Source organism: Streptomyces chiangmaiensis (genome assembly GCF_036281785.1).
GTDB classification, from domain to species: domain Bacteria; phylum Actinomycetota; class Actinomycetes; order Streptomycetales; family Streptomycetaceae; genus Streptomyces; species Streptomyces chiangmaiensis.
Genome location: NZ_JAYWVC010000057.1, coordinates 1 through 22,115 on the forward strand (window position 1 = coordinate 1; position 22,115 = coordinate 22,115).

23 protein-coding genes and 1 pseudogene are annotated in these 22,115 nt (G+C 71.3%); 11 read left to right on the forward strand and 13 right to left on the reverse strand.

Features of this window, described 5'->3' with window-relative positions:
• The first annotated feature begins 111 nt into the window (after positions 1-111).
• A complete protein-coding gene (locus VXC91_RS18475; RefSeq protein ID WP_329508371.1) occupies positions 112-504 on the forward strand; it encodes a MarR family transcriptional regulator in 393 nt (130 codons plus the stop codon).
• Between the two features lie 4 nt (positions 505-508).
• Here VXC91_RS18475 and VXC91_RS18480 read toward each other — a convergent pair whose 3' ends face one another.
• From VXC91_RS18480 to VXC91_RS18505, 6 genes are all read right to left on the reverse strand, one after another.
• Positions 509-652: a hypothetical protein gene (locus VXC91_RS18480; RefSeq protein ID WP_329508372.1), complete on the reverse strand. Its 144-nt coding sequence runs from the start codon at positions 650-652 to the stop codon at positions 509-511.
• A 59-nt stretch (positions 653-711) separates the two neighbouring features.
• The gene (locus tag VXC91_RS18485) at positions 712-1,824 is read right to left on the reverse strand and encodes a hypothetical protein (RefSeq protein ID WP_329508373.1); all 1,113 of its coding nucleotides are present in this window, start codon (positions 1,822-1,824) and stop codon (positions 712-714) included.
• 136 nt (positions 1,825-1,960) lie between these two features.
• On the reverse strand, positions 1,961-2,362 hold the full coding sequence (locus tag VXC91_RS18490; RefSeq protein ID WP_329508374.1) for an SseB family protein: 402 nt from the start codon (positions 2,360-2,362) through the stop codon (positions 1,961-1,963).
• Between the two features lie 253 nt (positions 2,363-2,615).
• Complete coding sequence (locus tag VXC91_RS18495) at positions 2,616-4,457, reverse strand: phospholipase C (RefSeq protein WP_329508375.1); 1,842 nt, start codon at positions 4,455-4,457, stop codon at positions 2,616-2,618.
• A gap of 175 nt (positions 4,458-4,632) precedes the next feature.
• A complete protein-coding gene (efeB, locus tag VXC91_RS18500; protein ID WP_329508376.1) occupies positions 4,633-5,862 on the reverse strand; it encodes an iron uptake transporter deferrochelatase/peroxidase subunit in 1,230 nt (409 codons plus the stop codon).
• Positions 5,859-7,064 carry an EfeM/EfeO family lipoprotein gene (locus VXC91_RS18505; RefSeq protein ID WP_329508377.1) on the reverse strand — a complete coding sequence of 402 codons (1,206 nt, stop codon included), beginning with the start codon at positions 7,062-7,064 and terminating at the stop codon, positions 5,859-5,861. The genes efeB and VXC91_RS18505 overlap by 4 nt, the downstream gene beginning before the upstream one ends.
• Positions 7,065-7,349: 285 nt before the next feature.
• On the opposite strand from VXC91_RS18505, the gene ku reads away from it, so the two are divergent.
• On the forward strand, positions 7,350-8,324 hold the full coding sequence (gene ku, locus VXC91_RS18510; protein WP_329508378.1) for a non-homologous end joining protein Ku: 975 nt from the start codon (positions 7,350-7,352) through the stop codon (positions 8,322-8,324).
• Positions 8,325-8,486: 162 nt separating this feature from the next.
• Here ku and VXC91_RS18515 read toward each other — a convergent pair whose 3' ends face one another.
• The 5 genes and pseudogenes from VXC91_RS18515 to VXC91_RS18535 form a co-directional block, all read right to left on the reverse strand.
• On the reverse strand, positions 8,487-8,972 hold the full coding sequence (locus VXC91_RS18515) for an SHOCT domain-containing protein (RefSeq protein ID WP_329508379.1): 486 nt from the start codon (positions 8,970-8,972) through the stop codon (positions 8,487-8,489).
• Between the two features lie 289 nt (positions 8,973-9,261).
• On the reverse strand, positions 9,262-9,459 hold the full coding sequence (locus VXC91_RS18520; RefSeq protein ID WP_329508380.1) for a hypothetical protein: 198 nt from the start codon (positions 9,457-9,459) through the stop codon (positions 9,262-9,264).
• A gap of 122 nt (positions 9,460-9,581) precedes the next feature.
• Positions 9,582-10,101, reverse strand: a pseudogene (locus tag VXC91_RS18525) (hypothetical protein).
• A gap of 191 nt (positions 10,102-10,292) precedes the next feature.
• Complete coding sequence (locus VXC91_RS18530) at positions 10,293-11,405, reverse strand: sensor histidine kinase (protein ID WP_329508381.1); 1,113 nt, start codon at positions 11,403-11,405, stop codon at positions 10,293-10,295.
• A gap of 2 nt (positions 11,406-11,407) precedes the next feature.
• The gene (locus VXC91_RS18535; RefSeq protein ID WP_329508382.1) at positions 11,408-12,154 is read right to left on the reverse strand and encodes a response regulator transcription factor; all 747 of its coding nucleotides are present in this window, start codon (positions 12,152-12,154) and stop codon (positions 11,408-11,410) included.
• Positions 12,155-12,269: 115 nt separating this feature from the next.
• On the opposite strand from VXC91_RS18535, the gene VXC91_RS18540 reads away from it, so the two are divergent.
• The 5 genes from VXC91_RS18540 (at position 12,270) to VXC91_RS18560 (ending at position 17,132) form a co-directional block, all read left to right on the forward strand.
• Entirely contained in the window at positions 12,270-12,986 is a 717-nt protein-coding gene (locus tag VXC91_RS18540) for a glycosyltransferase family 2 protein (RefSeq protein ID WP_329508383.1), read from the forward strand.
• Positions 12,983-13,600 carry a TIGR04282 family arsenosugar biosynthesis glycosyltransferase gene (locus VXC91_RS18545; RefSeq protein WP_329508384.1) on the forward strand — a complete coding sequence of 206 codons (618 nt, stop codon included), beginning with the start codon at positions 12,983-12,985 and terminating at the stop codon, positions 13,598-13,600. The genes VXC91_RS18540 and VXC91_RS18545 overlap by 4 nt, the downstream gene beginning before the upstream one ends.
• Positions 13,597-14,439, forward strand: coding sequence for a class I SAM-dependent methyltransferase (locus VXC91_RS18550; protein WP_329508385.1), 843 nt, complete (start codon positions 13,597-13,599; stop codon positions 14,437-14,439). Before VXC91_RS18545 ends, VXC91_RS18550 begins: the two co-directional genes overlap by 4 nt.
• Before the next feature lie 165 nt (positions 14,440-14,604).
• Complete coding sequence (locus VXC91_RS18555) at positions 14,605-16,050, forward strand: glyceraldehyde-3-phosphate dehydrogenase (RefSeq protein WP_329508386.1); 1,446 nt, start codon at positions 14,605-14,607, stop codon at positions 16,048-16,050.
• Positions 16,051-16,379: 329 nt separating this feature from the next.
• Positions 16,380-17,132 carry an NPP1 family protein gene (locus tag VXC91_RS18560; protein ID WP_329508405.1) on the forward strand — a complete coding sequence of 251 codons (753 nt, stop codon included), beginning with the start codon at positions 16,380-16,382 and terminating at the stop codon, positions 17,130-17,132.
• Positions 17,133-17,145: 13 nt separating this feature from the next.
• Here VXC91_RS18560 and VXC91_RS47450 read toward each other — a convergent pair whose 3' ends face one another.
• Positions 17,146-18,288 (reverse strand): aldehyde dehydrogenase family protein, encoded by a 1,143-nt coding sequence (locus VXC91_RS47450; protein WP_425578462.1) that lies wholly within the window; start codon positions 18,286-18,288, stop codon positions 17,146-17,148.
• On the reverse strand, positions 18,285-18,506 hold the full coding sequence (locus VXC91_RS18575; RefSeq protein ID WP_329508387.1) for a hypothetical protein: 222 nt from the start codon (positions 18,504-18,506) through the stop codon (positions 18,285-18,287). Before VXC91_RS18575 ends, VXC91_RS47450 begins: the two co-directional genes overlap by 4 nt.
• A 233-nt stretch (positions 18,507-18,739) precedes the next feature.
• On the opposite strand from VXC91_RS18575, the gene fae reads away from it, so the two are divergent.
• The 4 genes from fae to VXC91_RS18595 all read left to right on the forward strand — a co-directional run bounded on the left by fae (position 18,740) and on the right by VXC91_RS18595 (position 22,041).
• Positions 18,740-19,303, forward strand: a complete 564-nt coding sequence (gene fae / locus VXC91_RS18580; RefSeq protein WP_329508388.1) for a formaldehyde-activating enzyme — start codon at positions 18,740-18,742, stop codon at positions 19,301-19,303.
• A gap of 102 nt (positions 19,304-19,405) precedes the next feature.
• Positions 19,406-19,687, forward strand: coding sequence for a dehydroquinate synthase/iron-containing alcohol dehydrogenase family protein (locus VXC91_RS18585; protein WP_329508389.1), 282 nt, complete (start codon positions 19,406-19,408; stop codon positions 19,685-19,687).
• A 554-nt stretch (positions 19,688-20,241) separates the two neighbouring features.
• Positions 20,242-20,916 carry a GntR family transcriptional regulator gene (locus VXC91_RS18590; RefSeq protein ID WP_329508390.1) on the forward strand — a complete coding sequence of 225 codons (675 nt, stop codon included), beginning with the start codon at positions 20,242-20,244 and terminating at the stop codon, positions 20,914-20,916.
• Between the two features lie 384 nt (positions 20,917-21,300).
• Positions 21,301-22,041, forward strand: a complete 741-nt coding sequence (locus VXC91_RS18595; protein ID WP_329508391.1) for an acyl-CoA dehydrogenase family protein — start codon at positions 21,301-21,303, stop codon at positions 22,039-22,041.
• Positions 22,042-22,115: the final 74 nt, after the last annotated feature.

The window sequence follows — 22,115 nt, forward strand, 5'->3', positions numbered from 1 at the left end:
AGGCGGGATGCCGGGCCGGGCACCACTGTGCCGAACCTGCCCGGGCGGGTTTGCTTGCAGACGCACTAGTTGCACGGTAATAAAGCACCGCTTTTCTGTTACCGTGCGGGTATGGCGGCGAACACGGCCGGTGCCCGGCTCGAGGAACGGTGGCGGGACATCCTGTCGGTCCACGCCCGCACCGTGTGCGAGATCGACCGCGTGCTGCATCCGTACGGCCTCGGCGCAAGCGATTTCGAGGTTCTCGACATCCTCGCCGACGAGACGCCCGAGCACGGCTCCCAGTGCCGGGTACAGAACATCGCCCGACACGTCCATCTGAGCCAGAGCGCCCTGTCCCGGCTGATCGCACGACTGGAGAAGGACGGTCTCGTCCTGCGCTCGGTGTGCGAGGAGGACCGGCGCGGGGTGTGGGTCGCGCTGACCGAGAGGGGCCGCGACCTGCACGCCCAGGTGCTGCCGCTGCAACGCGAGGTCCTGGCCCGCATGCTGACCCGGGCTTGATCCGTCAGACGGTGAACTCCGCGCCGTCCGCGAGGACTTCGGCCCTGGCCTCGATCACCCGGCGCCGGGCGGCCGAGGCCGGGTCCAGCAGCGGGTTCGTGTTGTCGAAGCCGCCGCCGGCGGCCGTGCCCAGTAGATCGACCCTCACGCCCATCCTCTTCAGCGGTGGCCACCTGCCGTGGGGCCTTCCCTCCGTACCGTTCGGAACTATCCCGCCGCGGGGGGCAGTTCCGGCCGACCTCCGACAGGCTGCCGGTCGATGGGGCGCCGGGGCGGGATCGGGGTGAAGACGAAGTCGCGGGGACCGCTCCACAGCGCGGGGACGGCGTCGAAGCGGCGGCACAGCTCGTACGCGATCGCCTCGTAGTTGACCCGCCAGCCGTGGAAGTGGACCCAGGCCTCCTTGGCCGCCCGCTCGGCAGGAAACCCCACCGTCGCCAGCATCGCGACGGCCGCCTCGAACTCCGCGAAGGTGAGCTGGATCGGTGCGTCCGGGTCCGGGTCGACGTCGAAAGGGACACGCAGGGCGCGCGCGATGTCACGCAGGGCGGAGAAGCCGGCCCGCAGCACCAGTCGGGCCTGCGCAGGAGCTCTCTGGGGGGCCAGCGAGAGCTGCATCGCCGCCGCGTCCATGACGGAGAGCAGCCCGACCAGCCAGTGACGGTGAGCGCGCGGCGAGCGGAACGAGAGCAGTACCGGGTAGGTGGAGTGGCTCTCTCCGATGTCCGACGCCAGCCGCTCCCAGTCCCGGTAGAGCTCGGACAGCGCGGTCTCGGTGTCGACGAGCCACTGCCGCGCCAGGATCTCGGGCCCCCAGGCCGGTTCGCCGGCCCTGGACTGGAGCAGGGTCACCTCCAGTTCGCGGCGGTTGTAGGCGGCGTAGAGGGTGGGCAGGTAGGCGATCTGCAGGGCGATGAGGACCGGCCCGGTGGCCGCCGCCAGGAAGTCGATCGCGGACAGGTGCAGCCGCCGACCACTCGCGAAGCCGAGCGTGAACAGGCTGGATCCGGCCTCGCGCAGGGAGTCTGACCAGCCCAGCGAGGACAGGGAGTACAGCAGCAGGCCGTAGCCGATGAGTGCTCCGCCGAGCCAGGTCGCCAGCATGCCCATCAGGATCAGCGAGCCGAGCCAGGTCTGTGTGCGGTCGATGGCCTGGTAGCCCCCACGAAGAGCGCCCAGCCGCAGCAGGCCGCGCAGGATCCGCCACAGTCGGTACACGAGCGCCGAGTAGAGGCCGCGGGGTACCACCAGCGTGCGCAGGATGCTGGCCATGACGGTCAGGAGGAGCAGTGCGCCGACCGTGCCGGAGATCCATCTCATGCGGTCATTGTGGACCGCGGTCGGGCCTGCCCCGGCGCTACGGTTCGTGCACGGAACCGCGGACGCCCCGGGTCGTCACGGGTCCGCGCCGGGGCGGGCACCTGTCCGTGGATGCGCCGGGGCGTGCGGGTCGCCCCTAAGGGCGGGCCAGCAGGGTGCGCACCCCGTCGGAGTTCAGTGTCAGCCCGTGCGGCGAGGCCGCGTCGATGGTGAGCGTGAGTTCCCCTGTGGGCCACTGGGAGGCGAGCGCCCCGAGCGGCACGAGCCGGTACCTGGAGACGAACGGCAGCAAGCCGGCCATTTCCGTCTCCGAGGTGAACACCGGGACCGTCTGCTCGCCGTCGGGCTGCTCCAGGACCGGCAGGGCCACGGCGTAGGGGTCGACAGCGTCCTCCTCGGCGACATCGTCGGGCACGGGGACGAGCACGTCGCTCCCGGCCAGCGTGTCCAGCGCGTTCGAGTCCTCGGCATCCACCGCGAGGGTGTCGAGTGCTGCCTGAGCTGCGGTCGGTCGGTGGTTCTTGTCGGACGTGTTCATGGCGGATCCCCAGATAGTGGCGGGCGGGCACAGCCCGGAACCGCCGGCTCCGGGCGGGCTACCGTCGCGTACCCATCCGACGTCGGGCCATGCCTCGTGCGAGACCGGGATCGGTGTCTCCCGCCGGACCGGCCCGGCGGGAGACACCGCCCTGAACGGCGTGGCCACGCCACGACGGTCTCGGTGACGCCCGACGGACAGCGGGCGGTGCCCCGGCACTGCCGGGGGCACCGCCCGCTCGGGCCGTGCAGCGTCAGGCGGCAGCGCGATCCCTGCGGCGCAGGGTGAGGTACGTGCCGGTCAAACCGGCCGCCACGAGGGCGCCCACCCCGATGCCCACCGGGACGGCGGGGAACGACGACGCGTCCGTCGTGGCCGCCGTGTTCTGCATCGCGGGACCGGGGGTGATGCTGGTGGCGACGGCCTTCACCGGGCGGATCGGGCCGACCGACTTCACCGAGCCGTCCGCGTCCAGCAGCACCTGCTTGTTGTTCGGGTGCCGGAAGTCGAACATGCCCGCGAGGGAGCCGGCGGTGGCGTCGAAGGAGTGGTCACCGATACGGCCCGTGTGCCAGTTGTCCTCGATGAAGCGGATGATCGACGACTGGTCGGTCTGCGTGTGGTCGACCTTGTTGACCTTGCTGTACGGGGAGATCACGAGCAGCGGCTGACGGGTGCCGGGCCCGCAGCGGTCCGCGTAACCACCCGCCGCGGCAGGTCCGGTCTGGCAGGCCGGGCTGTCGGTGGCCTTGCCGTTGGAGCCGACCGAGGTGTCCTTGGAGCCGTTGCGCGGCTTGGCGAAGGCGTGGTCGTACCAGCCGTCGGAGTCGTCGTACGCGACGACGACGGCGGTCGACTTCCACTGCGGCGACTGCTGGATCGCGTTGATCTGGTCGACCAGGAAGTGCTGCTCGTCGATCGGGTCGGAGTAGGCGGCGTGGCCGTCCTGGTACTCGGCGGCCTTGATGAAGCTGACGGCCGGCAGCTTGCCCGCCTTGAGCGCCGCGCCGAAGTCGGTCAGGTCGTAGTTGTGGTTCGCCTGCCCGTTGTGGCCGATCTCGTCGACGTTCCTGGGCGGCAGATGGTGCGGGTTGGACGTCGACTTGTAGTACTCGAACGGCGAGTGGTGCGGGCTGTAGTCGACGACCTGGGCTCCGCCGACGTTGGTGTGGGTGGCGTCGCACTTGGCGTAGTCGCCCTGCTTGCCGTCCCAAGGCGTGGACGGCCGGAAGCCGCCCTGGAACCAACCCCAGGTGACATCCTGGGAGTTGAGCACGTCGCCGATATTGCGGCCCTGCATCGCGGCGAGCGCGTTCGTGCTCGTGTGGTCCTTGCCGGAGCAGTCGTCGTACGCCGGGTCGGGGTCGTTGATGACCGTGCCGACACCCTTGGCGTCGGGCGACTGGACGGTGTAAGCGTCGGGCTTCGTGGTCTGCTTGGGGTTCTCGGTACCGGTCGCCGGGTCGACGGAGACGACACCGTGCGTCTGACCGGCGACCAGGTTGAGCGCGCCGGGCGTGGACGGACCGTAGACGGAGCTGTAGGCGCGGTCACCCAGGGAGTAGTTCTGGGCGTAGTTCCACAGCGCGGTGACGGTATTGCCGTCGTAGTAGTCCATCACCAGGCCGGGCTCGCCGAACAGCGTGCCGGAGCACTTGCCCGAGTCCGTGTTCTGGACGAACTGGTCGTTCTTTCCGCCGTTGTAGGCGTACTGCTCGGGCCCGTAGGAGTGGTTCTGGTCGCAGGTCAGCGCCTGGGACGGGGAGAGCCGCTTGGGCGCGTACTGGTTGGGGTTCTTCGTCAGCAGCCCGGCGGTACGCAGGTTGTCGACGTCCTTCGGAGTGTTCTTGGACGCCGTGAACTTGGTGCCGTCGGTGTTGGCCGCCTGCGGATAGGTCGCGAAGTAGTGGTCGAAGGAGACGTTTTCCTGGAAGAGGACGACCACGTGCTGGATGGGCGTGGCCGTCGAGGAGTGGCCGTGCCCGTCCTGCGCGGCAGCCCAGGTGGGCGCGTTCGCGCCGAGGGCTGTGAGCGCCGCCGCGCCCAGGAGCGCGCCGAGGCTCCTCATCGTTGCTCGTCTTCCCCTGCTGGACATGCTGGTTCACCTTCCGGACACGAACGTCTTTGCGCCGTACGGTCAGGGATGCTCCGCCGAATGGGCGGCACGGCGCTGGAGCGGCGATGGCGGGCGAATGAACAGCGGGTCAGGGAAGCAGGGGAAAGTCTTGACCGTGTATTGACCAACAAAGCGGGCAGTTGTCTGAACAGGCTCAGCCCAGGAGGCTGCGCCCGTACCAGTCCGCACCGTCCCGCACGCCCGGCAGCGCGAAGAAATAGCCGCCGCCGAAGGGCTTGATGTAGTCGGTGAGCGGCTCACCCGCGAGGCGGTGCTGGACGGTCTCGAACTGGCGGGCAAGGTCCTGCTGATAGCAGCAGAACAGCAGTCCCATGTCCAGGTTGCCGTTGCTGTCCACGCCCCGGTCGTAGTTGTACGCACGGCGCAGGATCCGCTGCTGGGCGGTCCCCGGCGTGCGCGGGTTGGCGAGGCGTATGTGGCTGTCCAGGGGAATGACATCGCCCTTGGGGTCGCTCGGATAGTCGGGTGTGTCGTGCTCGACGTTCCCGTCGAGAGGCGCACCCGACTCCCGGGCCCTGCCGAACATCCGCTCCTGCTCGCTCAGGGATACCCGGTCCCAGAACTCCACGAGCATACGGATCAGCCGTACGACCTGGTAGCTGCCGCCCTCTGCCCAGTCCGGCTCGCCCATGCCCCGGCCCACCCAGACCAGCCGGTTCATCTCCCGGGCGTCCGTGGGATCGGGGTTGGCTGTGCCGTCCTTGAACCCCATCAGGTTGCGCGGGGTGCCGGAGGGACGGGGCGGGCTGGAGAACCCGTCGAGGCGCCAGCGAACCTGCATTCCGCCGCGGGTGTGCCGCGCGATGTCCCGCAGGGCGTGCAGCACGGTGTCGGTGTCGTCGGCGTGCAGCTGGAGGCTGAGGTCGCCGTGGCACCACTCGGAGCGGAGGTCGTCGTCGGGGAAGGCGGGCATCGTCGCCAGCCTGCGCGGGCGGCGGTCCGTCAGACCGAAGCGGTCGTCGAAGAGCGAGGCGCCGACACCGACGGTCACCGCCAGCGCGCCGGACGGCAGCCGGTCGCCGAGGACACCGGAGTCGGCGGGCGGCCCGGTGATGCCGACGGCCGGAGGCGTTCCGCCCGCGGTCAGGAAGCGGGCGCGGTCGGTCAGGGTGCGCAGCAACTCGCCGAGTTCCGCGCGGTTCTCGGCAGTCACGTCGAAGGCGATGAACGCCGAGACCCGGCGCGGGGCCGAGATCGCCGACTGCTGGTGGGTGCCGTGGAACGGCGCTACGGGGGACGCGTCCGTGACGTCGGCGGTGGCCGGGGCCGCCGCACCGCCGGCGGCGAGGCCGGCACCTGCGAGGGCGGCCCCGCGCAGGAAGCCGCGCCGCCCGAATCCGCCCGTCGCGGGACCGGCGTTCATACCGTCCTCCGGGGGTCGCAGAGCGTCGCCACCGAGGCCAGCCGCTCGACCAGGTCGTCGAGAACCGCGTCGAGCTGCTCCCGCTGGGTGCGGTCGAGCCGGTCCAGAGCAGTCCACCGCTCACCGTGGTGGAAGCCGTCCAGGGTGCGCTGTGCCCGGTTCATCTCGCGTTCGAGGGCGGGCAGGTCCGCGTAACGCGAAACGAGCAGGGGGTGCAGCCGGGACAGTACGGCGCGGGTGCCGTCGAGGTTGGCGCGGGCCGTGGCGAGGTTGGTGCCGCTGCCGTAGTCCGTCCGCCCGGGGAGCTCGAACTGCACGGTGTTCTCCAGGATCTCGTGCGCCCGCAGACCCAGTTGTGCCGGGTCCATGCGGGCCTGCGCCCAGTCGTCACGAAGCTCGCGGACGGCCTTGGCGAGGGCGGCCGCCGGTGCGCGCAACGCCTGCGCGGACTCGTCGTGCCACAGCCCGTACTCGATGCGGTGGAATCCGGCGAAGGACGGGTCGTGGACCCCGCCGGCAAGCCCCGCGTCCGTTCCGTTGATCTGCGCGTCGGCGTCGCCGAAGGCGTCGTACGCCGCACCGAGCCGCTCGTACTCGAGGTGCGCCGGAAGCCAGGCATCCCGGGCCGCGTCCAGATCCCCGCGGCCGATCGCGTCCTTGAGCCGTCCGGTCAGCCGTACCACGTGGTCGAGACCGGTGCCGACCCACTTCTGATAGTCGATCGCGAGCGGGATCAGGTCGTGCTCGGACACGGGAGCCGCAGCGGGGCCGGACCTGCCACCGGAGGTGATGCGGACCGTGGGGCCGGTGACCGCGTCGGCGTCGTCGGGCAGGCAGGTGAACGCGAACGAACCCCTGCCGAGCCGGACGGTCAGCGGACGGGTGGTGCCGGGGGCGAGGCCCTCCAGCTCCCCGTACACGGCCCGGCTGCGGGGGTCCTCGAGGTACACCTCCGCCGGACCGCTCGAGGTGTTGTGCAGATCGAAGACCTGCAGCCCGGGAACCGGGCTCTGCCAGCCACGGCCACAGCCGCTCGGCGACACCTCGACGGTGGTGTGCGTGAGCCCGTCGCCGGCAGCCCGCGCATGTCGGGCTCCACCGAGCGTGGTGATCAGCAACGCCGCCACCAGGCCGAGGGTGAGCACGAGCCCGCCCGCGGCCCAGACGCGGCCCCGCCGTGAGGTGAGGCCGGGCACCGGCATTCCTCCGCGCCTCCCCGAACGACGTGCGAACGTACCCACGCACCTCCCTGAGGCGCGATCACCTCATGCTAGGCAGCACTGCCGCCCCGAAAAGCCTTTCGCAGGGACCGACACCAAGAGTTCCCCCGTGATTCACCGGGAGCTCGCCGTGCGAGCGGTCTCGGCGGAACGCTCGGCCCCGCCGCTCACCGGCGACGGCGCTCATCCGCTCGGACCGCTTCACCGTGCCGCGCACTGAAGCGCTTCGTAGGCTGGTGCCCCGGGGGCACGTCACGGAGGTCTGCGATGCCCCGCAGCATCTGGTCGGGAGCGATCAGCTTCGGCCTGGTCACCATTCCGATCGATGTGGTTCCCGCGACCGAGGACCACAGCGTCGGCTTCCACCAGTACCACCTGGAGGACATGGGCCGGGTCCGGGTCCGCAAGTACTGCGAGGTCGAGAACCGCGAGGTCCCGCAGGCGGAGATCGGCAAGGGCTACGCGATCTCCAAGGACCAGGTCGTCCCGGTCCTCGACGAGGAGCTGCGCGAGTTGCCCCTGCCGACGGCGAGGGCCATCGAGATCGTCACATTCGTGCCGGCCGAGTCCATCGACCCGCTCCGCATCGGCGAGGGCTACTACCTCCAGGCCTCGGGCACGGTGGCCGCGAAGCCGTACGCCCTGCTGCGCAAGGCCCTCGCGAGGACGTCGAAGGTCGCGGTGGCGAAATTCGCCTGGCACGGCAGAGAGAGACTGGGGCTGCTGCGCGTGCGGGACGAGGCGCTGGTGCTGCATGCGATGCGCTGGCCCGACGAGATCCGGGACCCGGCCGAGCTGGCCCCGCCGGACGTCCGGCTCTCCGACCACGAGATCACCGAGGCACAGCACCTGATCGACCGCATGACCCGCGACGACCTCGAAGGGCCCGACTTCGCCGATCACTACACCGAGGCCCTCGAGCAGGTGATCGAAGCCAAGCGTGAGGGGCACGCACTGCCCGCGGCTCCGGAGCCGGAGGCCGAGCCCGGCAAGGTGCTGGATCTGATGGCCGCGCTCCAGGCCTCGGTGGCCCAGGCGAAGGCGTCCCGCGGCGAGGCTCCGGAGGCCGAGGTGCACAAGCTTCCGAAGAAGACCGCGACCGACACCACGGCGAAGAAGGCGCCCGCCAGGAAAGCCGCCGCCAAGAAGACCGCCGCGAAGAAGGCCACGAAGAAGGCCACGAAGGAAACGGCGAAGAAGGCCGCGGCGAAGCAGACGACCCGTCGGCCGCGCAGCGCGTAGCCGGGGTCCGGTCCGGGTCGTCGCTCGCGTCCGCGCCGACCGCCCCTGCGATCGGTCACCTGGGCTGCGGCGTGGTGGCCACCGGCGAGACCGAACAGGCGACCAGCACCGGGCCATGAACCGGCCTCACCTTTCGGCCCGGGCGGCGCGCCCGACAGATCGTCAGGGGTGGGGAGCGGGGGACGCGGAACGGGGGCTCTTCGCCGCCGTCGTCCGCCCCGATGTGTGCTGGTCGGACAGGACCAGGTCCTTCGCCCTGCGGAACTCCTCGTCCGTGATGTCACCACGGGTGCGCATCTCGGACAGCCGGGCGAGTTCCTCGGTGCTGCTGGGACGCTGCTCTCCCGCCACCGTCCGACGGATGTAGGAGTCGAAGGCCTGCTGCTGGGCGCGCGCCTGTGCCAACTCCCTGCGACCCATGTCCTTGCCACGGGCGACGAGATAGACGAAGACGCCGAGGAAGGGCAGCACGATCACGAACACGAGCCAGCCCGCCTTGCCCCAACCGCTCATGGAGTCGTCACGGAACGCGTCGACGACGACCCGGAACAGCAGGACGAACCACATGACCAACAGGAAGAACCACAGCATCGTCCAGAAGGCGCTCAGCAGTGGGTAGTCGTACGCGAGGTATGTCTGCGCGACCATTTCTCTCCTCCGTTCCGGGCTCTCGCCCCGGGACGCCGGTGCCGTCTTCAGGGTGCGCGCGGCAGGGGCGGGGAGCCTCACCCGGCAGGGGTGAGCGTCGCGGCGCGAGGCGCTCGCGAGGACCGCTGTCCGGCGGCCCTGCTCAGCATGCAGGACACGAGCCCGACGACCCCGACGATGAGGGAGAGCGCGGCGATGGTCTGCAACGGGTGCCTCCAGGGTCCCGCTCGGGGTGGGGGCGCCGGGTCACCCATCACGGGTGAGGCCGTCCGTTGCGGCCCGACGGCCCTCACTCCGGCAGTCGGTGCATCTCCACGACACGCAGTCCGAGCGACTGGCACCGGGCGAGCAGCCCATACAGGTGTGCCTCGTCGACAACGGGCCCGACCAGCACGGACTGACCGGAGAGGACAAGGTGGTCCATCTCCGGGAATGCCTTGCTCAGGGTCTCCGACAGCTGCCCGTCGACACGGATCTCATAACGCATGAGCTGCTCTCCCTCGGGTGGACTGGGGCGGGCGGACTGCGCCTCGTCCGCGATCCTCCGCGCCGGCGAGCCGCCCGGCCTCACCTGGCGGAGGTGAACCGTGGGGACGGCGGGCCCCGGTGTCAGTCCTTCAGGACGATCTTGAACATGATGATCAGCAGCCCGAGCAGGAGATTGATCGTGGCGCTCACGATCACGAGGCGCCAGGAGGCACCCGCGGTGCGTGCCGCGGCCGCCGACCAGCCCACCTGCCCGGCCACGGCGACGGCGAGCGCCAGCCAGGCCCCCGCCCCGCAGGTCCAGGCCCAGCAGCGGGCTGACGGCCACGGCGGCGGCGGGCGGGACGGCGGCCTTGACGATGGGCCATTCCTCACGGCAGACATGCAGCACCACCCGGCGGCTCAGCACCTGCTCCACCAGCCGCGCGCCGAACAGCTGGGCGTGCACATGCGCGATCCAGAACACCACGCCGGTGCTGACCAGCAGGAGCACGAGGTCGATGCGCGAGAACACGCCTGTCGCACCGGCGCCCACCACCACGGACGCGGCGAGCAGCGATCCGTAGACGCCGCCGGTGTAGTCGGCATGGGCGAGCAGCTCGGCGATGCGCGCCGGGGCCTCGGAGTGCTCCGCCTCGGACATCACAGCCTTCCCGGGCGACCGGCTGAAAGTCTGCGGGCACCGCGGCCTCGCCGACCGGGACGCGGCCGGCCCCGGGCCGGCTCTTCACCTCACCGGAGGAGCCCCTCACGCCGGACCGGAACACCGCCGCCGCTTCTCCGGGCCGCCGGGCGCCGGAGCCCTGCCGGCCCGTGGAACCCACGGGCGGGCGCTCAGCCCTCGGCCGCGGGAAGTGTCACCTCGAAGCGGCAGCCGCCGGGGATGTTGCGGACGGTGGCCTGCCCCCGGTGGGCCTCGACGATGCCCCGGACGATGGCGAGGCCGAGGCCCGCGCCGGCCGGGGGCGTACGCGCGTGCGTGCCGCGCCATCCGGTGTCGAAGACACGCGGCAGGTCCTCCTCGGGAATGCCACCGCAGCCGTCCGTCACGGACAGCACGACCCCGTCCGGTGAACACGTCGCGGCCACCGCGACGGTGCCGTCGGCGGGCGTGCGCCGGATCGCGTTGACCAGGAGGTTGCCCAGCACGCGGCTCATCTCCCGGCCGTCCACCTCGACGGGCACGGGCTCGACCTGGTCGCCCACCAGCCGTACCCCCCGTTCCCGGGCGAGCGGGTCGGCTCCCGCCAGAGCGTCGCCGACCAGGTCGTACAGCGACATCCGGGACGGCGTGAGGGCGAGGGCGCCGGCATGGATGCGGGACAGCTCGAACAGGTCGCCGACCATGTCGTTGAGCCGCTCGACCTCGGCGCGGATCTGCTTGAGATAGCGGTCGGGATCGCCGGCCACTCCGTCCTCAAGCGCCTCCGCCATCGCCCGCAGGCCGGCGAGCGGGGTGCGCAGGTCGTGCGAGATCCAGGCGACCAGCTCGCGCCGCGAGGACTCGAGCGCACGCTCACGCTCGCGGGACTCGGCGAGCTTGGCACTGGTCGCCGCCAACTCCTGACTGAGTGCGGCGAGTTCGGCGGTCGCCGGGCGGGCGGGGGCGGCGAAGTCGCCGCCGTCGCCGAACGAGCGCGCCGCGAGCTGAAGTTCCCGGCTGCGGGCGACGACCCATCGGCCCAGCAGCAGCGCGGTGGCCAGGGAGACGACCGCCGCCATCGCGACGACCGTCGTCACGACGCTCAGGTCGTGCGCGGACAGGAACATCGCCTCCGCCACCGCCAGGGTGCCCGCGAGCATGGCGAGCACCGCCACCGCGGCCACCACGGCGAGCGAGGCGGTGAGCGAGCGCCGCCGGATCAGGCGTAGCACACCGGCCCCGGCCAGGCCGGTGGCGGCGGCCCCGAGGAAGGCGTACAGCGCCATCAAGAGGGTGTCGTGCACCGTCAGCTCCCTTCGGACCCGGCGGGGTCGAACCGGTATCCCACGCCCCACACGGTCTGGATCAGGCGGGGCCGCGCGGGGTCGTCCTCGACCTTCCCGCGCAGCCGGCGGACGTGGACGGTCACCGTCGACAGATCACCGAAGTCCCAGCCCCACACCTCGTGCATCAGATCCTCGCGGCTGTACGCCCGTCCCGGGTGCCGCAGGAAGAACGCAAGCAGGTCGAACTCGCGCAGGGTCAGCGCCAGTTCCGCGCCGTTCTTGGTGGCGCGCCGGGCGGCCGGATCCACGGTGAGGCCGGCCGCGCCCAGGGGATGCGTACCGGCGACGGGCCGTGTACGGCGCAGCACCGACTCCACCCGCAGGACGAGCTCACGAGGGCTGAAGGGCTTGGTGACGTAGTCGTCGGCCCCCACCTCCAGGCCCAGGATGCGGTCGTCCTCGTCGCCGCGCGCGGTGAGCATGATGACCGGCACGGGCCCGCGCTCACGCATCCTTCGGCACACCTCCAGCCCGTCCATTCCCGGCAGCATCAGGTCCAGCACCACCAGGTCCGGCCGGCGCGCGGCGGCGCGGCTCAGCGCCTCCGGCCCGTCCTCCGCGCGGTCCACGGCGTAGCCGGCCCGGTCCAGGTACCCCGCGACGATCTCCGCGACGGTGGAATCGTCCTCCACGACCAGGACGCGGGCGACTGCGGGGGGCCGGTGCCCGGCGGGCACCCGGCTCTCGGGCTCATACGGCTGCTCCATGCGTCCAGCCTCGCACCGCGGTCACCCACCCGGTGCCTTCGAGCCGTTCCCCGGCCGCCGACGTCCGTGTTTCGTAAGAAGCCGAAGTCCGATTCGCACCCTTCGCGTTCGTAGGGTGAAGGCCGTGACGACCTCTCCCGCACCTGCCCACGTCGACGTGGTGCTCCCGTGTCTGAACGAGGCCGAGGCGCTCCCCTGGGTCCTCGCGCGTATCCCGCCCGGCTGGCGTGCCGTCGTCGTGGACAACGGCTCCACGGACGGCTCGGCCGAGCTGGCACGCGAGCTCGGCGCGACCGTCGTCCACGAGCCGCGCCGCGGCTTCGGCGCCGCCTGCCACGCGGGGCTGACCGCCGCCACCGCCGACATCGTGTGTTTCTGCGACTGCGACGCCTCGCTCGACCCCTCGCTGCTGGTGCCTTTCGTCCGCGACGTGCGTGCCGGGAAGGCCGACCTGGTGCTCGGGCGGCGGCGCCCGCAGGGCCGGGGCGCCTGGCCCGCACACGCCCGGGCGGGCAATCTCGCCCTCGCCCGGATGCTGCGCCGCCGCACCGGACTGCGCCTGCGCGACCTCGGTCCACTGCGCGCCGCCCGCCGCGAACCGCTGCTCGCCCTGGGCCTCACCGACCGCCGCAGCGGCTACCCGCTCCAGATGGTCGTGCGCGCGGCGGACGCGGGCTGGCTGATCACCGAGCACGACGTGCCGTACCGCCCGCGCACCGGCAGGTCGAAGGTGACGGGCACCTGGCGCGGCACCTGGCACGCGGTCCGGGACATGAGCCGGGTGCTGGCCGAACCGACCGCACTCACCACGGCAGGAGGACCCACTCGGTGACCACGCTCCTCGTCATCGCCAAGGAACCGCGGACCGGGCGGGTGAAGACACGTCTGACACCGCCGTTCACACCGCGTGAGGCGGCACTGCTCGCCGAGGCGGCGCTGGCCGACACCCTGAGCACCGTCGCGGCGACCCCCGCCACCCGCCGTGTCCTCGTCCTCGACGGGCAGCCCGGCCCCTGGCTGCCGCCCGGCTTCGATGTCGTACCCCAGTGCGCCGGCGGGCTGGACGAACGGCTGGCCGCGGCCTTCGCCGGCTGCACCGGTCCGGCGCTGCTGATCGGGATGGACACTCCGCAGGTCACGGCGGAGCTGCTCACCGTGGACTTCGCCGACTGCGACGCATGCTTCGGCCCGGCCGTGGACGGCGGCTTCTGGGCGTTGGGACTGGCCGAACCCGATCCCGGGCTGCTGCGGGGCGTGCCCATGTCGACGGCCGTGACCGGCGCCGTACAACGGGAACGGCTCGTCACCGCAGGTCTGCGCGTGCGCGATCTGCCGCGCCTCCGGGACGTCGACACGGCCGCCGACGCCGGGGCCGTCGCCGCCGTCGCCCCCCACGGCCGGTTCGCCGCACTGTTCGCCAGGCTCACGGCGGTCAGCGGTCGATGAGCGCCGCACACGACATCGCCGCACCGGACACCGTCGGGCACGCGGCATCGCTCCTCGCATCGCCCTGGGGCGCCGACGATCCGTACTCCCACGCCCTGCACTCCGGCCGCGGTCCCCTCTTCCTGCGGCGGGCCGACGGCTGGCTGCTGCCGCTGGAGGTCGAACGGTGGTGCGCGGAGGCCGACAGTGTCGATCTGGAGGTGCTGGGCCGGTGCGAGGGCTCCGTCCTCGATGTGGGCTGCGGGCCGGGTCGCCTGGTCGCGGCGCTCGCCGCACAAGGACGGTGTGTCCTCGGCATCGACGTCAGCGAGGCCGCGATCGCCCGCACCGTCCGGCGACTGCGACATCCCCTGCCCGAGAGAGACCGGGCGCTCGGGCTTGGTCCCGCCCTGCGCCGCTCCGTCTTCGAGCCGGTGCCCGGCGAGGGTCACTGGGACACCGCGCTCCTCATGGACGGCAACGTCGGCATCGGCGGCGACCCGCGCGCCCTGCTCCGCCGTCTGGCCCAACTCCTGTCCCCAAGCGGCCTGTTGATCGCCGAGACGGCACCTGTCGACATCGACGAACGCGTCACCGTCCAGGTCGTCCATATCGTCGGCTCCGGGGGCAGCACCGGAAGCCCGTTCCCCTGGGCACGGCTCGGCACACGGGCCCTGCTGCGTCACGCACATCGCTCGGGCTGGCGGGCGGTCGACCAGTGGTCGGCGCAGGGCCGCTGCTTCGTGGCACTGCGCAGTCGCCGCGCACGGGGCAGACCTGGACCGCCGAGGAGAGAGGCGCTGATCGGCGGTCAACGCGCGAGGAAGCCGTCCGCCGCAGGCACGGCGGCCGACCGGTAGCCACCCGTGCGCGCCGCGGCGCGCACGCGGCCACAGAGGTGGACCGGCACTCGGGAGGCCTCCTCCCTGTGGTTCGCGCGGCACACGGGCAGGCGAACCCTGACGGCCGGCGCCGACGGCCCTGTGGTTAGCATATGAGCACCGCCTAGCTCGAAAGATAAACCTGTGACTGTCAACGACGACTCGTTCACCAACTGGAAGAACCGCGAGGAGATCGCGGAGTCGATGATCCCGATCATCGGGAAGCTGCACCGGGAGCGGGACGTCACGGTCCTTCTTCACAGCCGTTCCTTGGTGAACAAATCGGTGGTCAGCATTCTCAAGACCCACCGATTCGCACGGCAGATCGCCGGCGAGGAGCTCTCGGTCACCGAGACGCTTCCCTTCCTGCAGGCCCTGACCAGCCTCGATCTCGGCCCTTCCCAGATCGACATCGGCATGCTCGCCGCGACGTACAAGGGCGACGACCAGGGCCTTTCGGTCGAGGACTTCACCGCACGGGCGGTGGCCGGGGCCACGGGCGCCAACAAGATCGAGCACGGCGAGGGGCGCGACGTCGTGCTGTACGGCTTCGGCCGCATCGGCCGCCTCGTCGCCCGCCTGCTGATCGAGAAGTCCGGTTCCGGCAACGGTCTGCGGCTGCGCGCCATCGTCGTGCGCGGCGGCGGTGACCGGGACATCGTCAAGCGGGCCTCACTGCTGCGCCGCGACTCCATCCACGGCCAGTTCCAGGGCACGATCACGGTCGACGAGGCGAACAGTGCGATCATCGCCAACGGCAACACCGTCAAGGTGATCTACGCCGACGACCCGACCGAGGTCGACTACACGGGGTACGGCATCAAGGACGCCATCCTCATCGACAACACCGGCAAGTGGCGCGACCGCGAAGGCCTGTCGAAGCACCTGCGTCCCGGCATCGACAAGGTCGTGCTGACTGCGCCCGGCAAGGGCGACGTGCCCAACATCGTGCACGGCGTCAACCACGACATGGCCAAGCCGGACGAGCAGATCCTGTCCTGCGCGTCCTGCACCACCAACGCGATCGTTCCGCCGCTGAAGGCGATGGACGACGAGTACGGCGTCCTGCGCGGGCACGTGGAGACCGTCCACTCGTTCACCAACGACCAGAACCTGCTGGACAACTACCACAAGTCCGAGCGCCGCGGCCGCTCCGCGCCGCTCAACATGGTGATCACCGAGACAGGTGCCGCCTCCGCCGTCGCCAAGGCGCTGCCCGACCTCAGGGCGCGGATCACCGGCAGTTCGATCCGCGTGCCCGTGCCGGACGTCTCGATCGCGATCCTCAACCTGCAACTCGCCCGTGAGGTGACCCGCGAGGAGGTCCTCGACTACCTCCGTGATGTGTCGCTGACCTCCCCGATGCGCCGTCAGATCGACTTCATCAGCGCACCCGACGCGGTCTCCAGCGACTTCATCGGCTCGCGCCACGCATCGATCGTCGACGCGGGCGCCCTCAAGGCCGAAGGTGACAACGCGATCCTCTACCTCTGGTACGACAACGAGTTCGGATACTCCTGCCAGGTCATCCGTGTCGTGCAGCATGTCTCCGGGGTGGAGTACCCGACCTACCCGGCCCCGGCGGCCTGATCCCCGCGCGCACAGGTCCCGGCTCGGTGCCCCGTCGTACGGGGCCGCCGGCCGGGACCGGCCGCCGTGACACCCCCTCAGCGGCACCAGCAAGTTGAACTCCCCACTTCAGTAGGGGAGTTCAGCCATGTTTGCGCCAATGTTCAGTCACGTGGCTCGTCCTGCCCACCGAGTCCTTGCGAAAATCTCGGCACCCGGGCCGCTCCCTCCCCAGGAGACCCCGGGATGTCCCCGTCCGCAGACGTCCGCAGGGAGTCGATGTGCGCGACCCGGTACCCCCCACAGCACGGCGCAGAAGAACGCCGTCCGTTCCCAGGCCCTCGCGGCGGCTGCGCCGCTCCGCATTCGCAAGTGCCCTGGCCGCGATCGCGCTGGTCGTGGCGCTGCCCACGAGCGCCCAGGCCAACGTTCTGCAACTCCTGCCCCAGAACGCCGACGGTCTGGAGCAGTCCTTCTCTCCCGCCTACGACTACGACGGCGACGGCTGCTACGCCACGGCGGCCATCGGCGCGGACGGCACCATCAACCCGGGCCTCAAGCTGGGCGGCGACGTCAACGGGCACTGCCACGACTACGCCCAACTGGCCAACGCCAACACATACTCGCGTGAGAAGTGCAACAACGGCTGGTGCGCCGTCGTGTACGCCAGCTACTTCGAGAAGGACCAGGCCACGCTCGGGCCCGCGGCCATCGGTCACACCCACGACTGGGAGCACGTCGTGGTGTGGATCAACAACAACGAGGTCCAGTACGTGTCGGTGTCGCAGCACTCCGGCTATCAAGTGGCCGGGCGTTCGTCGGTGCGCTTCGACGGAACCCACCCGAAGATCGTGTACCACAAGGACGGCGTCTCCACCCACGACTTCCGGTTCGCCAACAACAATGACGAACCGCCGGAGAACGTCACCGGCGGCTGGTTCTACCCGCGCCTGGTGGGGTGGAACGGCTACCCGGCAGGCTTCCGCGACAAGCTCATGAGCGCGAACTTCGGGGCGGCCACCATCAAGATCAAGGACGGCGACTTCGAGTACGCGCTCGCGCACTCCATGCCGACCGGGATCCCGTTCGACCCGAACGCCTGACCAGCGCACCTCGTCAGGGCCTGGCCGCCGTGGAGGCGGCCGGGCCCCTTCGGGACGATGATCCGCGCAGCGATCGCGACAGGGTCCGGGGACGGTGACGCCCGGTCAGGAAACGGGTTCGCGGGCCGTCAGGCCGCCGCGGCCAGGTCCAGATCCGTGGTCTCGGGGGCCAGTCCCGGGGCCGGTGCGCACGGCCGCCATGGCGGCGCCGAACTTCTCGGTGAACTCGGCCGCGACGTCGGTGTGGACGTAGAACCGGTTGGCGGCGATGCAGACCTCGCCGCCGCGCATCTTGGCATCCATCGCGCCTTGTACGGCGGCGTCGACGTCCGCGTCCGCGCAGACGACGAAGGGGGCGTTGCCGCCGAGCTCCATGGTCACGTCGACGACGTTGGCCGCCCGCCTGCTCCAGGAGCAGTTTGCCGGTCGCGGTGGAACCGGTGAAGGAGAACTTGCAGACCCGTTCGTCACCGAGCCAGGTCGAGACGACCTCGGGGGCGCGGTCGGTGGGCAGGACGTTCAGCAATCCCTCGGGCAGTCCGGCCTCGGTGAGCAGTGCGGCCACCGCGAGGGCGGTGAGCGGGGTCTGCGGAGCCGGCTTCAGCAGGACGGGGCAGCCGGCCGCGAGGGCCGGGGCGATCTTGCGGGTGGCCATGGCGGCCGGGAAGTTCCAGGGCGTGACGAACGCGGTGACGCCGACCGGGTGTCTGCGCACGACGTGCCGGAAGCCGCCGCCCGGGGCGTCGCCGAAGGAGGAGCCGATGCGGACGGCCTCCTCGGCGAACCAGCGGAAGAACTCGGCCGCGTAGCCGACCTCGGCCGCCGCGTCCCGGTAGGCCTTGCCGTTCTCGAGCACGATCAGGCCCGCGAGCATGTCGGTGTGCTCCCGCAGCAGCCGGAAGGCGTCGTGCAGGATCTCCGAGCGGCGCCGCGGCGGCGTGGTACGCCAGGGGGCCGCGGCCGCCTGCGCCGCCTCGATCGCGGCACGGGCATCGTCCGGACCCGCCGCGGACACCTCGCGGACGAGGGCGCCGGTTGCCGGGTCGTGCACGGAGTAGGTCCGTCCGCCGGCCGCCGGGAGCCAGCGGCCGCCGATGAACACGTCGCCGTCGGCGAGCGGGGCCTTGGCGAGGGGGTCGATGCCGACGAGCTTCATGAGCTGCTCTTTTCTCCGTTCGGACAGGGGCTCGCCAGATGCGCGGTGAATTTACGAGCACGCCATACGGCGGACAAGGCCACTCCGGCGGATCGCAACGGGGGTTGCACGACGCCCAGGCCGCCGGCCGTCTGCGCCTCGTCGGAGGCGAGGGCCTCCAGCAGGTCGATGTCCCGGCGCAGGCCGTGACCCCGCGAGGCCGAGGAGGCGTCCGTCACGCGCGTCGTCCCAGGCCCGTGACACGACGAAGGAACCCCAGGTCAACCAGCGAGTTGTCAGGAGAGCAACCGGCATTTCGATTCCTCTGGCCGCCTTGCGAGGGGGTGGCGGCAGACCTAGATTCGCCGCATCGGGCCGGATGAACTGAGCTGAATGCGAGGTTCATCCCTTGCTCCCGTCACATCCGGGTTCCCTCGTCGAACCCTCCACTACCGAAGGTCCAGGAGTTCCGATGCCCTCCCCCTTTGCCGCGACCGCGCTGATCGGCGAGTCCTTCGTCGGTGACGGCGCCGACGCCGCGCACACCATCGTCGTGATCGGCCGCAAGGGCGGCCCGGTCGAGACCGCCTGGGCGACCGTGCTGGCCACGCCGAGCGCCGGACACGTGCCGTTCATGACGGTCGTACGGCCGTCGGTGCCGGTCCGACCGCTGACACTGTTCGTGAACAAGGCCGTCGCCGGGAGCGATCTGCACGAACGCGCCATCTGGGGCAGCGCGCAGGCGGGCCTGGCGCAGGGTGTGCTGGACGCCGTGGCGCAGGGCCTGATCCCGGCCGGGGACGCCGACGATCTGCTGATCATCGCCGCGGTGTGGGTCAACCCGGCGGTCCACGACCTCGACGCCTGCTTCCGCAACCAGCGGGCCGCCGCCCGCGGCGCGATCCACGCGGCCGTGACGGGCACACCGTCGGTCTCCGACGCCCTGGCCGCGGCGAAGGAAGGAGCGACGAACCCGTTCTACACGCCCTCGCCCGAGGTGCTCGCCGCGTCCGCGCCCGAGGTGGTCGCCCGGTGAAGATCACCGACATCACCCTGGACGGCCACGCGATCACGGCCCACACGGGCACCCCGCACTGTGTCGCGCTCGCCGCCGTGCTCGAGGAGGTCATGGAGTTCAGTGCACCGCGCCGCGCAGGACGCGTACGAGGGTGTGGCCCGGGCCATGCGCCTCGCCCCGCCGGCCGACGGCGACTGGGGCCGGGCGGCCGTGACGGCCGTGCGCGAGATCTCCGGGGCACTGGATATCAAGCGGGTCCTGCGCGAGCTCGGCGCCGGCCGCGCGCTGCTGCCGGCCATCGCGGCGGGCGCGGTCGCCGATGCCGTGACCAAGAACGCACCACGACTGCCGGACGAGTCCGAGGTGCTGGAGATCCTCGCGCGGACCTACGAGCGCTCCTGAGGCACGGGGAGCCTTCCCTGCTGGTTAGTGGCCGTCCGGATCCGCCGCGGCACGGGTCCGGGCGGCCTTCTCTGTCTCCTGGGCACGAGACGGGCTCCGGGGCCGCGACGCCGGGGACCGGCCGGCCCAGGGGGCGCACCCGCCGGCCGGTCCCGCGTCCGTGTCACGTGCTGCGTCGCCGTCAGCTCGCGGTGGCCGCCGCTCGCTGAGCCAGGCGGTGTCCGCCCGTGAACACGTTCATGGTGTGCCGCCGAGGTCGCCGACGTCGGTGGGCCCGTCTCGGCGACCGGGCGGCGGCCGGCCACAAGGCCGGCGGTCGGTGCCATGTCCCCAGTCGGTACGGCCTCGTGAGGTGGTCGGCTCCGCTTTGTCTACAGTATTTCGTATGCCGCTGACAAGGGAAGGGACGGGACAACACGAGGAATTCGCAGCTCGAGCGTGCGTGCGGCCGGCGCCGGAGCGGGAGACAGCGGCCGTGCACGGACAAGCCGGGAGTAGACTGTAGACGAAAACCAATATGGGGCTCGGGTGAGCCGCTACCGAGGGGTGGAGCCATGGCCTTGCCGACCGGCACCGTGCCGAAGGTGGAGCGACCCGGCCCGCTGCGCGAGCGGGTCTACGAGGCTCTCCTGGAACTCATCGTCACCAGGTCGCTCGAACCAGGGCAGCATCTGGTCGAGACCGAACTCGCCGGCCACCTGGGCGTCTCCCGCCAGCCGGTCCGCGAAGCCTTGCAGCGGCTCAACACCGAGGGATGGGTGGACCTGCGCCCCGCGCAGGGCGCGTTCGTGCACGACCCCACGCAGGAGGAGGCCGACCAACTGCTCGTCGTACGCGGCCTGCTGGAGGCCGAGGCAGCAAGGCTGGCAGCGGCCCACGCCACCCCCCGGGCCACGGCGCGACTGCGGGAGTTGTGCGAGGCGGGCGAGCGAGCGTGGGAGTCCGACGAGGTCGAGGCGGTGGTGGCGGCGAACGCCGCCTTTCACGCGTATGTGATGGAACTCGCCGCGAACACGGTGCTGGCGGAGCTGTCCGCCCAGGTGGATCGACGCGTCCGATGGCTCTACACACCCGTCGCCCGCACCCGCGGCGCGCTGTCTTGGAGCGAGCACCGCGCCATGATCGACGCCATCGAGGCAGGCGACGAACAGCGTGCACAGCAGCTGATGCGGGCGCACACCGAGCACACGCGCACCAGCTACCACAAACGCGCGAGTTCCGAGCGCTGACGGCATCCTGCCGCCGGCCGTCGCCCACGGGACGCGTCCCACGGGCGACGGCCGGTTCCGCGCGCCCTCAGCGGCCGCCCGGAACGGACCGTCCATGCTTGCCGGTTGCGATGACCATCAGCGTCACCTCACTCGCCCACGATCCGGTTCGCGGCTGAGCACGACAGGTCGACCAACGGGTCGAACACCGAATGCATGGGCGACGAGGCACGGCTCCTCCGGGGGACCCAGCCCGAAACCGCCGGAACATTTGCAGCCCAGGACATGGATACACGCCGGGCGGTGACGGTATACAGTATGCAATCACTCAGGCGAGGGGACTTCATGGAGTCTGCCCCGACGGCCCATGAGGCGTCACCCTCCGAGACCTCAGGGAGCCGCTCCATGTCGTACCGCTCCGCTCTCGCCCACGTCTTGAGCAGCGCCATCAAGCCGTCCGCCGAGGAGACCGGCACACGTGAGCGGTTTCCCCGCGCGTCGGTGACCGCCCTCGGAGCGGCGGGACTGCTCGGACTCACCGTCGCCTCCGACCTCGGCGGCGGGGGTCTGAACCTCTTTGAGGCCACCGAGGTCGTGACCGAGGTGTCCCGCGTCTGCCCGGCCACCGGCGCGGTCCTGCGTTCCCACTACGCCGCCGTCGCCTTCATCGAGGCGTACGGCACACACTGGATGCGCCGGAAGGTCGCCGTCGGCCATCACCTGAGCACGCTGGCCCTCACCGACGCCGGCGAGACCGGCTCCCCGGGCGGAACAGGTGCGACGGCGACGCGCACCGGCGACGTGGTGGCACTGCGCGGCCGCAAACGTGACGTCGTCGCAGCGGGCGAGGCCGACAGCTACATCTGGTCCGCACGACCGGCCGACGGCGGCGAGGGCCAGGCCCTCTGGCTGGTGCCGGCGGACGCACCCGGCCTGTTCGTGCCCGCCCGCCCCAGCGGAGAGGGTCCGCGCGGCAGCGGGACGTCGACGGTCTGCGCGGACCCTGTGCTCGTCCCTGCCGGGGCGATGCTCGAACGGGACGGGACCGACGACATGTTGAGCACCGTCTGCGCATGGCTGGCCGCGGTGCCCGCCCCGGGGGCGGAGGTCCCCGCCGGACCGGTCGATGCCCGAGCGCTCACCTGACCGCCGACTCGACCACCGCAGGACCGTGGTTGCCCCTTTCCGGACGGTGGACGTAGACATTGATAACTGCATAC

Excerpts from the sequence above, each read along its gene's own strand:
- VXC91_RS18475 (WP_329508371.1), top strand. The coding sequence starts at position 112 with ATGGCGGCGAACACGGCCGGTGCCCGGCTCGAGGAACGGTGGCGGGAC.
- VXC91_RS18485 (WP_329508373.1), bottom strand. The coding sequence starts at position 1,824 with ATGAGATGGATCTCCGGCACGGTCGGCGCACTGCTCCTCCTGACCGTC.
- VXC91_RS18490 (WP_329508374.1), bottom strand. The coding sequence starts at position 2,362 with ATGAACACGTCCGACAAGAACCACCGACCGACCGCAGCTCAGGCAGCA.
- VXC91_RS18495 (WP_329508375.1), bottom strand. The coding sequence starts at position 4,457 with ATGTCCAGCAGGGGAAGACGAGCAACGATGAGGAGCCTCGGCGCGCTC.
- efeB (WP_329508376.1), bottom strand. The coding sequence starts at position 5,862 with ATGAACGCCGGTCCCGCGACGGGCGGATTCGGGCGGCGCGGCTTCCTG.
- VXC91_RS18505 (WP_329508377.1), bottom strand. The coding sequence starts at position 7,064 with ATGCCGGTGCCCGGCCTCACCTCACGGCGGGGCCGCGTCTGGGCCGCG.
- ku (WP_329508378.1), top strand. The coding sequence starts at position 7,350 with ATGCCCCGCAGCATCTGGTCGGGAGCGATCAGCTTCGGCCTGGTCACC.
- VXC91_RS18515 (WP_329508379.1), bottom strand. The coding sequence starts at position 8,972 with ATGGTCGCGCAGACATACCTCGCGTACGACTACCCACTGCTGAGCGCC.
- VXC91_RS18520 (WP_329508380.1), bottom strand. The coding sequence starts at position 9,459 with ATGCGTTATGAGATCCGTGTCGACGGGCAGCTGTCGGAGACCCTGAGC.
- VXC91_RS18535 (WP_329508382.1), bottom strand. The coding sequence starts at position 12,154 with ATGGAGCAGCCGTATGAGCCCGAGAGCCGGGTGCCCGCCGGGCACCGG.
- VXC91_RS18550 (WP_329508385.1), top strand. The coding sequence starts at position 13,597 with ATGAGCGCCGCACACGACATCGCCGCACCGGACACCGTCGGGCACGCG.
- VXC91_RS47450 (WP_425578462.1), bottom strand. The coding sequence starts at position 18,288 with ATGAAGCTCGTCGGCATCGACCCCCTCGCCAAGGCCCCGCTCGCCGAC.
- fae (WP_329508388.1), top strand. The coding sequence starts at position 18,740 with ATGCCCTCCCCCTTTGCCGCGACCGCGCTGATCGGCGAGTCCTTCGTC.
- VXC91_RS18590 (WP_329508390.1), top strand. The coding sequence starts at position 20,242 with ATGGCCTTGCCGACCGGCACCGTGCCGAAGGTGGAGCGACCCGGCCCG.
- VXC91_RS18595 (WP_329508391.1), top strand. The coding sequence starts at position 21,301 with ATGTCGTACCGCTCCGCTCTCGCCCACGTCTTGAGCAGCGCCATCAAG.